Origin of the sequence: Actinorugispora endophytica, from assembly GCF_004363075.1 — a bacterium.
GTDB lineage: Bacteria > Actinomycetota > Actinomycetes > Streptosporangiales > Streptosporangiaceae > Actinorugispora > Actinorugispora endophytica.
Genome location: NZ_SNYN01000004.1, coordinates 213,566 through 225,807, shown reverse-complemented (window position 1 = coordinate 225,807; position 12,242 = coordinate 213,566). Strand labels below are relative to the sequence as shown.

At 73.4% G+C, this 12,242-nt stretch carries 9 protein-coding genes; 6 read left to right on the top strand and 3 right to left on the bottom strand.

Going from position 1 to position 12,242, the window contains the following annotated elements:
* The first annotated feature begins 56 nt into the window (after positions 1-56).
* The 3 genes from EV190_RS08520 (at position 57) to EV190_RS08510 (ending at position 4,560) form a co-directional block, all read left to right on the top strand.
* Positions 57-728, top strand: coding sequence for a pyridoxamine 5'-phosphate oxidase family protein (locus EV190_RS08520; protein ID WP_133740923.1), 672 nt, complete (start codon positions 57-59; stop codon positions 726-728).
* A 314-nt stretch (positions 729-1,042) separates the two neighbouring features.
* The gene (locus EV190_RS08515) at positions 1,043-2,215 is read left to right on the top strand and encodes a hypothetical protein (protein ID WP_133740922.1); all 1,173 of its coding nucleotides are present in this window, start codon (positions 1,043-1,045) and stop codon (positions 2,213-2,215) included.
* 251 nt (positions 2,216-2,466) lie between these two features.
* On the top strand, positions 2,467-4,560 hold the full coding sequence (locus EV190_RS08510) for an FUSC family protein (protein ID WP_394345501.1): 2,094 nt from the start codon (positions 2,467-2,469) through the stop codon (positions 4,558-4,560).
* A 42-nt stretch (positions 4,561-4,602) separates the two neighbouring features.
* Here the strand turns inward: EV190_RS08510 and EV190_RS08505 are convergent, their stop codons facing one another.
* Positions 4,603-5,265: a cyclase family protein gene (locus tag EV190_RS08505; protein ID WP_133740921.1), complete on the bottom strand. Its 663-nt coding sequence runs from the start codon at positions 5,263-5,265 to the stop codon at positions 4,603-4,605.
* Positions 5,266-5,428: 163 nt separating this feature from the next.
* On the opposite strand from EV190_RS08505, the gene EV190_RS08500 reads away from it, so the two are divergent.
* From EV190_RS08500 to EV190_RS08490, 3 genes are all read left to right on the top strand, one after another.
* Positions 5,429-6,136 carry a lysophospholipid acyltransferase family protein gene (locus EV190_RS08500; protein ID WP_133740920.1) on the top strand — a complete coding sequence of 236 codons (708 nt, stop codon included), beginning with the start codon at positions 5,429-5,431 and terminating at the stop codon, positions 6,134-6,136.
* Positions 6,137-6,430: 294 nt separating this feature from the next.
* Entirely contained in the window at positions 6,431-7,798 is a 1,368-nt protein-coding gene (locus tag EV190_RS08495; protein WP_133740919.1) for an FAD-dependent oxidoreductase, read from the top strand.
* Between the two features lie 343 nt (positions 7,799-8,141).
* Complete coding sequence (locus EV190_RS08490; RefSeq protein ID WP_243742440.1) at positions 8,142-9,893, top strand: penicillin-binding transpeptidase domain-containing protein; 1,752 nt, start codon at positions 8,142-8,144, stop codon at positions 9,891-9,893.
* Positions 9,894-10,029: 136 nt separating this feature from the next.
* On the opposite strand, the gene EV190_RS08485 is transcribed toward EV190_RS08490, so the two are convergent.
* Positions 10,030-10,314 carry a DUF3040 domain-containing protein gene (locus tag EV190_RS08485; protein ID WP_133740918.1) on the bottom strand — a complete coding sequence of 95 codons (285 nt, stop codon included), beginning with the start codon at positions 10,312-10,314 and terminating at the stop codon, positions 10,030-10,032.
* A 143-nt stretch (positions 10,315-10,457) separates the two neighbouring features.
* Positions 10,458-12,077 (bottom strand): glycoside hydrolase family 10 protein, encoded by a 1,620-nt coding sequence (locus tag EV190_RS08480; RefSeq protein WP_133740917.1) that lies wholly within the window; start codon positions 12,075-12,077, stop codon positions 10,458-10,460.
* Positions 12,078-12,242 lie beyond the last annotated feature (165 nt).

Here is a 12,242-nt window from a genome sequence, read left to right as displayed (position 1 = left end):
CCTCCTGCTAACATACCCATACATAATACTTTTTGTATCCATACAAAAGGAGCGCCGTGGACGCCGCGCAACCCGTCTCCGACTACCCCCCGACCCCGCGCACGACACCCACCCGCAAGCGCGACCGCGCCCGCTACGACGCCGCGACGGTGCACGCCGTCCTGGACGCGGACTTCATCTGCCATCTGGGCTTCGTCGTCGACGGCGCGCCCGTCGTGCTGCCGACCATCTACGCCCGGGTCGACGACCGCCTCTACCTGCACGGCTCGACCGGCAGCCGACCGATGCGGACCGCGGCGGGCGACGGGCTCCCGGTGTGTCTGACCGTCACCCTGCCCCAGGGCATCGTGCTGGCCCGCTCCGCCCTGCACCACTCGGTGAACTACCGCTCCGTCGTCGCCCACGGCACCGCCAGGCAGGTCACCGACCCCGAGGAGGTCTCCCTCGCGTTCGCCGCGCTGATCGACCACATGCTCCCGGGCCGCGCCGCGGACTGCCGCCCGCCCACCCCCAAGGAGCAGGCCATGACCACCGTGCTGCGGCTGGACCTGCGCGAGGTGTCGGCCAAGATCCGCTCCGGCGGGGTCAACGACGACCCCGAGGACATGGGACTGGCGCACTGGGCCGGGCTGCTCCCGCTGGCGCGGGTCCGCCAGGCCCCCGTGCCCGACCCCGCCATGGCGCCGGGCACCGCGCTCCCCGACTACCTGCGCGCGGCGGCCCCCTGACGCGTCTCTCCCCCTTTGTGAGACGAGCACCACAGGACGCGGGTATTCGCAGCTCCTGACGGATTCCGATAGCCGATTCGACGGTTCTGGGAGCGCCTCCGCGTTCGGCTCGTCCGCGCCGGACGCGGGCGCGGGTAGGTTTGGGTCGGACCGGAAGGGGTCCGCCGTCGTCGACCCGGCGGCGTCGATCCACCGGCTCCGAGCCCACCGCGCGTACCGACCGCTCGCGCGTGGGCGCAGTCGGCACCATGCCCGGCGCGGATCCGACGCGCCGGGCGGTGCCGTCCACCGACCGAGCCGCTACTCTCGTCGGCGTGGCCGACAGCGACTCCAACACCTGCAACTTCCCCGGATGCGCCCGCCCCGTCCCGCGGGACTCCTCCCCCGGAAGGCCGCCGGAGTACTGCGACCTCCCCGAGCACACCCGCTGGCGCGCCTGGCGTGAACGCCAGCGCCTGCAGCAGGAGGCTCTCGCCGCCCAGGAGGAGCGGCGCGCGGCCGAGGCCGCGCCGGCCGACGCCCCCTCCGGCGACCCGGCCCCCGTCACCACCGCGCGCCTCCGCGCCGACGAGCTGCTGACCCGCTTCGCCGTGCAGGCCGAGCAACTCGCCGCCACCCTGGAGGCCGCCACCGCGACCTTCACCACCATGGCCGACCCCGCCACCGCCGAAGCCCAGGTGGAGGCGGCCCGCGTGGCCGCCGCCCGCCGGATCGCGGACGCCGACGCGGCGCGGCTGGCCGCCGACGAGAAGCGGCGCGCCGCCGAACGGGCCCGCGGGGACGCCGAGGCCGAGGCCGCGCGCGCCGCGGAGGCCGCCGCGACGGCGATCTCCGCCGCGGGTTCGGCGGAGCGGATGGCCGACGAGGCGATCACCGCGCGGCAGGAGGCCCTGGCCGAACGGGACGCGGCCTCCGCCCTGGCCGAGGAGCGCGCCGCCGAGCGCGACGCCGCCGCGCTCGAACGCGACACCGCCCTCGCCGAGGCCGCGCGGCGGGTGGAGCAGGCCCGGGCCGAAGCCGCCGCGCAGGTGGAAGACGAGCGCACCCGAGCGCACCGGCTCGTCGAGGAGACCGAGAAGCGGGCGGCCGAGGAGCGGACCCGGCTCACCGGGCAGCTGGACGAGAACCGGACCCGGCTCGCCGGGCTGACCGCCGAACGCGCCGACGCCCGGGGACGCGCCGAACGCGCCGAAGCGGCCGCCGAGCGCGCCGAGGCCCTGGCCGCCGCGGTCCGCGCGGACCTCGACCGCCTGGCCGCGGAGCTGGACCGCACCCGCGAGCGGGCCGCCGCCGACCTGCGGGAGCAGCGCGACGCCTTCGCCACGACCCTGGCCGAGGCCAAGGAGGCCGCCGCCCAGCGCCTGTCCGCCCTGGAGGACGCCCGCGCCCAGACCCTGCACCGCGCCGAGCGCGCCGAAGCCCAACTCGACGAGGCCCTGGCCGAACTCAGGCACCTGCGCGCGGCCGCTCCGGCCCCGAAGGAGTGACCTTCGACCCAGCACGCACACCCCCCGCGCCGGACGCCCCGTACGGGGCGTCCGGCGCGGGGGTGAATCGGGCACCGGTGGTTCCGTTGACGGTCGTGGGCTTTCTGCCCGTTTCGGGGCCGGGAAGGGCGGAAAGCCCGTGATCGTTCCGGGAGGGCGGGCCCGGCCCCGCCCCGGGGACTCCACGGAGAGGTCCTGGTCCGGGAGACCGAAGTGATGCGGTACGGGACTTTCGTCCTACCATTGGGACCGTGCATGATCAGGGGGCGAGCGGCGGCGGGAACGGCTACGAGTGGAGACCGCCCGGGCGGGTGCGGGCCAAGGTCTCGGAGTGGCCCCGGCAGCGGATCGACCCGCACGCCCTCTTCGGGTTGGCCACCGGCCGGTGGGCGTGGACCGCCGGGCTCAGGGCCGCCGTCGCGATGAGCACCTCGTTCGCGCTGGTCTCGTTCCTGTTCGACCCCGCCGCCGGGTCGCTGGCGGCCCTGGGGTCGATGACGGCGCTGTACGAGAAGAACACCCCCTACGCGCACCGCGCCGTCTCGCTCGCGCTGGTCGCCGCCGGGTTCGTCGTCAGTGTCGCGCTCGGCTCGCTCAGCTCGTTCTCCCTGTGGACCGCGGCGGCCGCCATCGGCCTGGTCGCGGGCGTGGCCACCTGGGCGTGCCAGTCGCTGCGGGTGGATCCGCCCGGCCCCTTCTTCTTCGTGCTGGTCTGCGCCATCACCACCATCGTGCCCAGCGGGATCGGCGCGGTCCCCCAGCACGCGGGGGTCGCGGCGATCGGCGCGGGGATCGGCTGGCTGGTGTCCATGTCGGGCGCGCTGTTCCGGGCCCGCAACCCCGAGAACCGCGCGGTCGCCGCGGCGTTCCGCCAGCTCGGCGCGCTGCTGCGGGCCATCGGAACGCCCCGTCTGGACCACGTCCAGCACCAGGCGTCCCTGGCCGTCTCCACCGCCTGGCGGATCATGCTGCAGGCCCAGACCCGCGGCTACCGGGACACCGCCCGCGCCGCCCGGCTGCGCGCGCTGCTGCGCTGGGTCTCCGACATCCACCTGACCGCCACCGAGGTGGCGCTGTCCCGCTCCGAGCCGCTGCCCGGCGCCGCCGCGGACTTCGCCGACGAGCTGGCCCGCGCGGTGGGCCGCCCCGACCTGGCGCCCTCCCCCGACGCGCTCGACGAGGCGCGCAAGGGCCTGCGCCCGCGCTCCTTCGAGTCGCGCCTGTACAGCCACCTCGCACGCGCCGCCCAGAGCGCCCGCAAGCGCGAGCACGAGGAGGAGGGGCGCGGCGCCGGACTGCACGACCGCCGCACCCCACCGGTCCTGGACGCCCTGCGCTCGGGGCTGAGCCGCGAATCGCTGACCCGCCCCACCGCGCTGCGCATGGGCATCACCGTGACCGCGGCGGGGATGCTGGCGATCCTGCTGGGCTTCGACCGGTTCTACTGGGTGTCCATCACCGCCGCCTCGGTCCTGCAGGGCGGCAACGTGGTGCTCACCGCCAACCGGTCCGCCCAGCGCGCGCTGGGCACCGCGATCGGCGTGGTGATCGGCGCCGGGATCCTGACGCTGGACCCCCCGCTCGCCGTGGTGATCGTGGGCGCCTCGCTCCTGCAGGGGCTGGCCCAGATGGTGATCGCCCGCAACTTCTTCTACGCGAGCATCGCGCTGACCCCCATGGCGCTGATGGTCGCCTACACCGCCGCGCCCTACCCGGTGGACCAACTGGTCCAGGCCCGCCTGGTGGACACCGTCGTCGGCTCCTTCGTCGGCGTGCTGGGCGCGCTGCTGCTGTGGCGCAGCGCCTCCGCCGCCCGGCTGCCGCAGACCATCGCGACCGCCCTGGAGACGTCCCGCTCGGTGATGGTGGAGGCGCTGGACCCGGACGTGCGGATCACCCCCGAGCGGCGCTACCGGCTGCGCCGGGACCTGCGCCGCGACCTGGTGAGCCTGCGCGGCGTCTACGACAGCGCCGTGGGGGACGTGCCGCGCGCCGAGCACACCCGGCCGCTGTGGCCGGTGGTCATCGCCACCCAGCGCACCGGCTACCTGGCGCTGTCCGCGCTCGCCCTGGAGGACCCCCCGCCGGCCTCGCACATCACCCTTCAGCGCCTGGACCTGGCGTTCCGCGAGCTGGGCGCGGCCCTGGAGCAGCGCCGCGCCCCCCGCCTGGGAGCACTGCCCCGCCTGGCGGACTACCCGCGCGTCAACCTGGAGCTGCGGGCCCTGGCCACGGCGATGCGCACCGCGATGGCCACCGACGAGCGCGACGCCGCCGCCGAGGAGCAGCGGCGGGTCCAGCGCGAGCAGCGCCGCGCCCGCGAGGAGATCCTGGGAGACCTCTGAGCCCCGCTCCCGTCCCGGTGCCGGGAGCGGCGGGGACCGCTCCTACGGGACGATCGCGAACGCGCGCACCGGCAGGGTGGCCATGCCGCGCACCTTCGCCGGGACCGCGAAGAACTCGAAGCCCTCGGCGGGCAGTTCCCCCAGCAGGCACAGGTGCTCCACCACGGGGATGCCCGCGGCCAGCAGGAGCGAGTGCGCCGGGCGGGCGCCCGCGCTGTACGAGGAGGTGTCGTCGATGTTGACCGAGTCGATACCGACCAGCGCCGCGCCCGCACCGACCAGCAGCCGCGCGCCCTCCTCCGTCAGGAAGGGGTGCCCCGGACCGCCGTAGGCCCCGGTGCGCCAGTGCCGGTCCCAGCCGGTGCGGATCAGCACGGCCCGGCCCGCCACGTCCACGCCCTCGAACGCCTCGGGCCCGGCCTCGCGGCCCGCCACGTCCACGACCACGCCGGGGAGCGCGGCGACCTTCTCCAGGGGCAGGTCCGCCAGGTCCGAGCCGTCGCGGTAGCGGTGCGCGGGGGTGTCCAGGTAGGTGCCGGTGTTGCCGACCATCGAGATGCGCCCGATCGTGAACTCCGTGCCCGGGGCGTAGGTCCCGTGCGACTCGTCGAACGACAGGTGCTCCTCGATGACCGGGGCGGGCAGCCCGGGATAGGTGGTCATACCCGCCACGATCTGGTGGCTGACATCGATCAGACGCCCCATGTTGCCGGCCCTCGTCTCTCGCCCCGAATAGGTCTAGACCAAACTGTAGCGCGGGCCGCCCTTCGGCCGCCTTCTGACCACAGGGTTCCGAGACACCGCTAGAGTTTCGGTTCGGCGTGCGACAGCGGTTCGCGCGGAGGACCGATACGAGGAGATGCGGGCAGTGTCGCTGTACGGGGCCGCGAGGTCGATCATCGGACCGACGACCCGCGCGCTGTGGCCGATCCGGGCCGAGGGCCTGCACCACGTCCCGGCGCGCGGACCGGTGATCCTCGCCTGCAACCACCTGTCCAACATCGACCCGCTGTTCCTCGGCGTGGTGCTCCCCCGGCCGATCGTCTTCATCGCGAAGAAGGAGCTGTTCGCCGAGGCCACCCTGGCCCAGCGCGCCTTCACGCGGGCGCTGCGCGCCATCGACCAGGTCCCGGTGGACCGCAGGCCGGGGCAGAGCGCGCAGGAGTCGATGGACAGCAGCCTCGCCGCGCTCGCCGAGGGGCGGGTGTTCGGGATCTTCCCCGAGGGCTCCCGCTCCCCCGACGGCCGCCTCTACAAGGGGCAGACGGGCCTGGCCTGGCTGGCGCTCAGCTCGGGCGCCCCGGTCGTCCCGGCGGCGCTGTCGGGCACCCGGAAGATCCTGCCCGCCGGGCGCAGGATCCCCGCGCTGCGCAGGATCGGGGTCCGCTTCGGCGCCCCGGTGGACCTGTCCGCGTGGGAGGGGCAGGCCGACCGGGCGCGCGCCCGGCGCGAGGCCACCGAGGCGATCATGGTCGGTATCCAGAGGCTGTCCGGCCAGGAGCGGGTGGCGCGGTTCGCCTCCTCGGTCAAGGCCGAGACCACCTCGCCCCGCCCTCCACACGGGACCGCGGCGTGAGTTAAGCCACACGCGCCCGCGGACTGGAATCGGCTCCGCTCCGCGTTGTCCACCCTGTGAGGGCGGGTTCACGCGCGTGACGTGCGCGAACCGGGTGTGACCGTGATTACGCGCCCCGGGCGGTCGAACGCCCCCAAGGGTTGTCTATCTTTGTAGTCGGTTAAGTGGATAAAATCTTCTTCCGCTATAATTAGGTAAGCCTAGCCTTATTTTATCGTGCCGTGGTCGACCACGGTGCGCGGCACGACTCGCACCGACCGTGCCGCCCGAGTAGACGCGAAGGATGGAGAACCGATGACGCGTCCACTGCGAGTCGGAATCGTAGGGTCGGGACCCGCGGGTATCTACGCCGCAGACCTGCTGACCAAGGACGAGACCCTCGCCGCCGCCGGAACGCCGCTCAGCATCGACATTCTCGACAAGCTGCCCGCGCCGTACGGACTGGTCCGCTACGGGGTCGCGCCCGACCACCCCCGCATCAAGCAGATCCAGGGCGCGCTGCACAAGATCCTGGACAAGCCCCAGATCCGCTTCCTCGGCAACGTCGAGTACGGCGTCGACCTGAAGCTGGAGGACCTGCGCCGGCACTACGACGCCGTCATCTTCGCCACCGGCTCCGACCGCGACCGGCCGCTGGACATCCCCGGCATCGACCTGCCCGGCAGCCACGGCGCCGCGGACTTCGTCTTCTGGTACGACAGCCACCCCGACGTCCCCGACTCCTGGAAGGTCGACGGCACCAGCGTCGCGGTCCTGGGCGCGGGCAACGTCGCGGTGGACGTGGCGCGCATCCTCGCCAAGCACGCCGACGACCTGCTCGAGACCGACATCACCGACAACGTGCACCGCGACCTGCTCGACAAGCGGATCACCGACGTGCACGTGTTCGCCCGCCGCGGCATCGCCCAGGGCAAGTTCACCCCGATGGAGCTGCGCGAACTCGACAAGCAGCCCGGCGTCGAGGTGATCGTCTACCCCGAGGAGTTCGACCTCGACGAGGCCAGCCTCGCCGCGATCGAGGACTCCAACCAGATCAAGACCAACGTCAAGGTCCTGCAGAACTGGGCGATCCGCGACCCCCGGGGCGAGTCGCGCCGCCTGCACCTGCACTTCCTGCAGCGCCCGGTGGAGGTCCTGGGCCCGGACCGCGTCACCGGGCTGCGCACCGAGCGCATGGAGCTGGACGGCACCGGAAACTCCCGCGGCACCGGCGAGTTCCTCGACTACGAGGTGCAGGCCGTCTACCGCGCCATCGGCTACCTCGGCTCCCCCCTGGCCGACCTGCCCTTCGACGAGGACCGCGGCGTCGTCCCCAACGAGGGCGGCCGCGTCCTGGACATCGAGGACAAGCCGATGCCCGGCGTCTACGCCACGGGCTGGATCAAGCGCGGCCCGGTCGGCCTCATCGGCCACACCAAGGGCGACGCGCTGGAGACCGTCGGCAACCTGGTGGCCGACCGCGACGCCTTCTCCCCCGCCGCCGACCCGGACCCCGAGTCCTTCACCCGGCTGCTGCACGAGCGCGGCGTCCCCTTCACCACCTGGGACGGCTGGAAGCGCCTGGAGGCGCACGAGGAGTCCCTGGGCGAGTCCCGCGGCCGCAAGCGCGTCAAGGTGCTCTCGCGCGACGAGATGACCCGCATCTGCCGCGAAGAGGTCTGAGCGGACGACGTCGGACGGGCCCCGGAGGTTCTCTCCGGGGCCCGTTCCCTTTCCCACACCCGCGGCGGGGTTTCCGGGAACATCGGGGCCTCTCGATGGGTTAGAGTCTCTGTTGGCCGGTGTGGTAGCAAGTGTCCCCCGGGCTCTAACCCAAGCCTTCGCGGAATACCGCGTGCGGCCCCCGCTCAGGCGGGGTGCTCCGCACGGTCCCATGGAGCCGCGTTGTGCACCACGCCGAGAGGCGACCGCCACACCGGCCACACATGCTCCTCGCCCCACACCGCGGTCGCGGTGTGGGGCTTTGTTCATATAAGGCCGACCACAAAGGACGCCCCCCTTGAGTGTGGACGACAGACGGACGCCCTCCGACGACCAGTTCCCACCCCCGACCGACGACGGTCGGCAGCCCTCCGGCACTCCGGTCCCACCCCCCGGTGACCGCCCGCCCCGCCGCTCGCGCAGGGGCCTGGTCATCGGGCTCCTGGCCGGGGTGGTGGTCCTGGCCCTGGTCGGCGGCGGCGCGTCCTGGTACGTGATGTCGCGGCCCAGGGCCGAGGCCACCGCGGCCCTCTACACGGCCGCCTGGAACGCGGGCAACTACGCGGGGCTGGACGAGATCACCACCGACGGCGGGGCGGGCGACGCCCACACCGCCGTGGCCGAGAACCTCGGCGTCGAGAGCACCGAGGTGACCGTCGGCGAGGTGGTCGAGGACGGCGACACCGCGACCGCCCCGTTCACCGCCGCCCTCTCCCTCGGCAACGGGGTCGAGTGGGGATACGAGGGCGAGCTTCCGCTGGAGCGCGTCGAAGGCGAGTGGAAGATCGCCTTCACCCCCGCGGTCGTCCACCCCCGGCTCGGCGAGGGGCAGACCCTGGCGCGCGTCAACGCCTGGGGCGAGCGCGGCCGGATCCTGGCCGCCGACGGCACCCGGCTGGACACCGAGGACGCCAGCGGCTCGATCCAGATGCTCACCGGCACGGTCGGCACCGTCACCGCCGAGGACCTCTCGGTCCTGGGCCCGGCCTACGCCGAGGGCGACCCCACCGGCAAGGGCGGCGTCCAGCAGGCCCAGGAGGAGCGCCTGGCCGGCACCCCCACCACCCGGATCCAGGTGGTGGACGAGGGCGAGGAGGCCACCGCCGAGGCGGACGAGTCCGCCGTCGTCGGCAGCATCGAGGGCAGCCCCGGCCAGGACGTCACCCTGTCCATCGACCCGGCCGTGCAGCAGGCCGCCTCCAACGCCATCATCAGCCAGGACAAGCCCACCGCGCTGGTGGCGATCCGCCCCTCCACCGGTGAGATCCTGGCCGCGGCGAACGTGCCCGGCGGCTTCAACCGCGCGGTCGAAGGACAGTACCCGGCCGGCTCCACCTTCAAGATCGTCTCCTACGACGCCCTGCTCCGCTCCGGCATGACCACCGGAGACCCCATGAACTGCCCCAAGACCGCCGACGTCGGCGGCTGGCCGTTCAAGAACGCGGGCGACGCCGAGTACGGCGCCCAGAGCATGACCGAGGCGTTCGCCACCTCCTGCAACACCGCCCTGGTCCAGGAGGTCGCCGACCGGCTGGACGCCGACTCGCTCGTCTCCACGGCCGAGAGCTACGGCTTCAACAGCGACCTGGACATCGGCGTCCCCAGCCTCTCGCCGTCCTTCCCCGCTCCCGACAGCACCACCCTGCTGGCCGCCATGAGCATCGGCCAGGGGCAGATGCTGACCTCCCCGCTGCACATGGCCACCGTCCCCGCGGCCGTCGCCGACGGCTCGTGGCGCTCGCCCGTGCTGGTCACCGACCCCGCCCTGCCCGACCGGCCCGAGCCCACCCCGATCGACAACGCCGAGGCGCTGCGCCCCATGATGCGCGCGGTCGTCACCGAGGGCACCGCCAAGGACGTCGGCTTCGCCGGCGAGGTGTACGGCAAGAGCGGCACCGCCGAGTACGGCACCGCCGAGGAGGGTGAGGACCTGCCCGCCCACGGCTGGTTCGTGGGCTACGAGGGCGACGTGGCCTTCGCCGTGCTCGTCGAGGACGGCAACAGCGGCTCGGGCGCGGCCGCACCGCTGGCCAAGAGGTTCCTGGACGGCATCTGAGTGGGATCCGGCCCGCTCCGCCGGTCGTGGGGACACGGCCGCCGGGGCGGGCCGGCTGCCTGTGGGCCGGCTGCCACCGGACCGCGCCCGCCGCGGTCCGGTGGCTCCCCCGGGAGGCCCCGGGGGAGCCACCGAGTCACGGGGAGAGGGTGACGGGGGCCGGCGGGGGCTGGGTGGCCGCGGGTTCGGGAGCGCCGTCCGGGGTCGCCAGGAACAGCACCACGAGCAGGCCCGCCATCACCAGCGCGATGGCGCCGCACACCAGCCAGGGCCTCCAGCCGCCCCCGGCGCCCCTCTCCGCGGCGAAGGTGGGGTCGTCCTCGCCGAACGAGGTGAGGTGACCGGCGAGTTCGGGGTCGTCCGCGCTGAGACGGTGCTCGATCTCGGCCAGGATCCGTCGCTCGTTCTCTCGCAGAGCCATAGCACCCTCCTTGCACGCGAACGGGGATCTCCGGCACCGGTGCGTGTTCCGGATCCGCCCCGACGTACGGATTCCTATCCGTTTCGCGAGGGGCCATTCACATAGTCGCGCACAACCCCTCCGACCTCAAGGCCGGTCGCCGCTCACCTCTGGTTCACCTGGACGCCGTCTCCCGGCGCGCTCTCGGCGCGGAAGACGTCCAGGGCGGTCACGTAGTACCGCGCGGGCCCGTCGGGCGCGGCCTCGTCCAGATAGGACCGCTCACCGGCGCCCAGCACGGCCACCAGGTTCTCGCCGCCGGCGAGGGCGCACAGGTCGGTGTCCTCCCCCGGCACCCGGTACACCGCGTACATCCGGTCCTCCTCCTCGCCGCCCCAGGTCAGGGCCACGCCGTCGTCCGAGGATTCGGCGGCCAGGCCGATCACCGGCGCGGGCCCGTCCCCGGCGCCGTTGGCCGGCGGCGGCAGTGCGGGACGCGCGTAGTGCTCCTCCGCGACCCGCTCGACGGCGGAGCGGGCCCTGCCGTCGAGGTCCTTCATGGAGAAGAAGACGTCGCCGCCGATCTCGGGGTGGGCGGCGTTGAAGTCCAGCTGGGTCGACAGCGCGCCGTCGCCCTTCCACCCGTCCTCGCCCACCATGTAGGCGGCCTGGCCGATGTACAGGTCGACGTCGGTCCCGGCCACCTCCTCGGCCCACCACGGCGCGAGTTCGGCGTAGTCCGCGGTCCCGAAGCCCTGCGGCCAGTACAGCTGCGGGACGACGTAGTCGATCCAGCCCTCCCGGATCCAGGTGCGGGTGTCGGCGTTGAGGGCGTCGTAGGACTGCAGGCCGCTGCTGGCCGATCCCGACGGGTCGGTCGCCTCGTTGCGCCAGATGCCGAACGGGCTCACCCCGAACCGCACCCACGGCTTGGTCTCCTCGATCCGCTCGTCGATCCCCCTGATGAGCTGGTTGACGTTGTCGCGCCGCCAGTCGCCGCGGTCGTCGAAGCCGCCGCCCCCGGCCTCCCAGCTGGCGTCGTCGTCGAAGGTCTCGCCTTCGGCCGGGTAGGGGTAGAAGTAGTCGTCGAAGTGCACCCCGTCGATGTCGTAGCGCTCGACCACGTCCAGCACGACGTCGGTGACCCACGCGCGGGCGTCGGGGTTGCCCGGGTCGAAGTAGCCCTGGTCGTCGTAGGTGACCAGCCATTCGGGGTTCTGCCTGATCGGGTGGTCATCGACGAGCTCGTCGATGTCCTCCTTCTGCCAGCCCACCCGGTAGGGGTTGAACCAGGCGTGCAGTTCGATACCGCGCCGGTGCGCCTCGGCGGTGGCGAACTCCAGCGGGTCGTACCCCGGGTCCCCGCCCTGCCGACCGGTGAGGTAGCGCGCCCACGGCTCCTTGTCGGAGGCGTAGAGGGCGTCGGCGGTGGGGCGGACGTGGAAGAAGACGGCGTTCAGACCCAGCTCCGCGGCACGGTCCAGCTGCTCGACGAGTTCGGCCTGCTGCTGCTCGGCGCTCAGGCCGGTCGTGGAGGGCCAGTCGATGTTGCGCACGGTGGTGATCCACACGCCGCGCAGCTGCCGCTTGGGGTACTCGGCGCCGACCTCGCAGTCCTCGGGGATCGGCGTGCCGCCGGACGACGGCGCGAGCGGGCCGGCGCCGCCCGCGGCGTCGGGAAGGGGGTCGGACACGTTGGGTGAGGCCCCCTCCGGGACGGTGGCGCACGCCACCACCAGCGGCACCGCCATGAACGCGGCCGCCGAGCGAGTGAACCATCTCATCGCGCATCCCCCGTTGGGCACAATCCGTCACCTATGTCGACGAAAGGTCAGCATAGGGGCCGAAAGCACCGGAGCGCGCCATCGCGGAGTTTCGGGATCCGCCCCGGCGGGGACACGGTCCCCGCTCCAGGGCCGGGACCAGCGTGAGAGGGTCCGCGGCGGCCG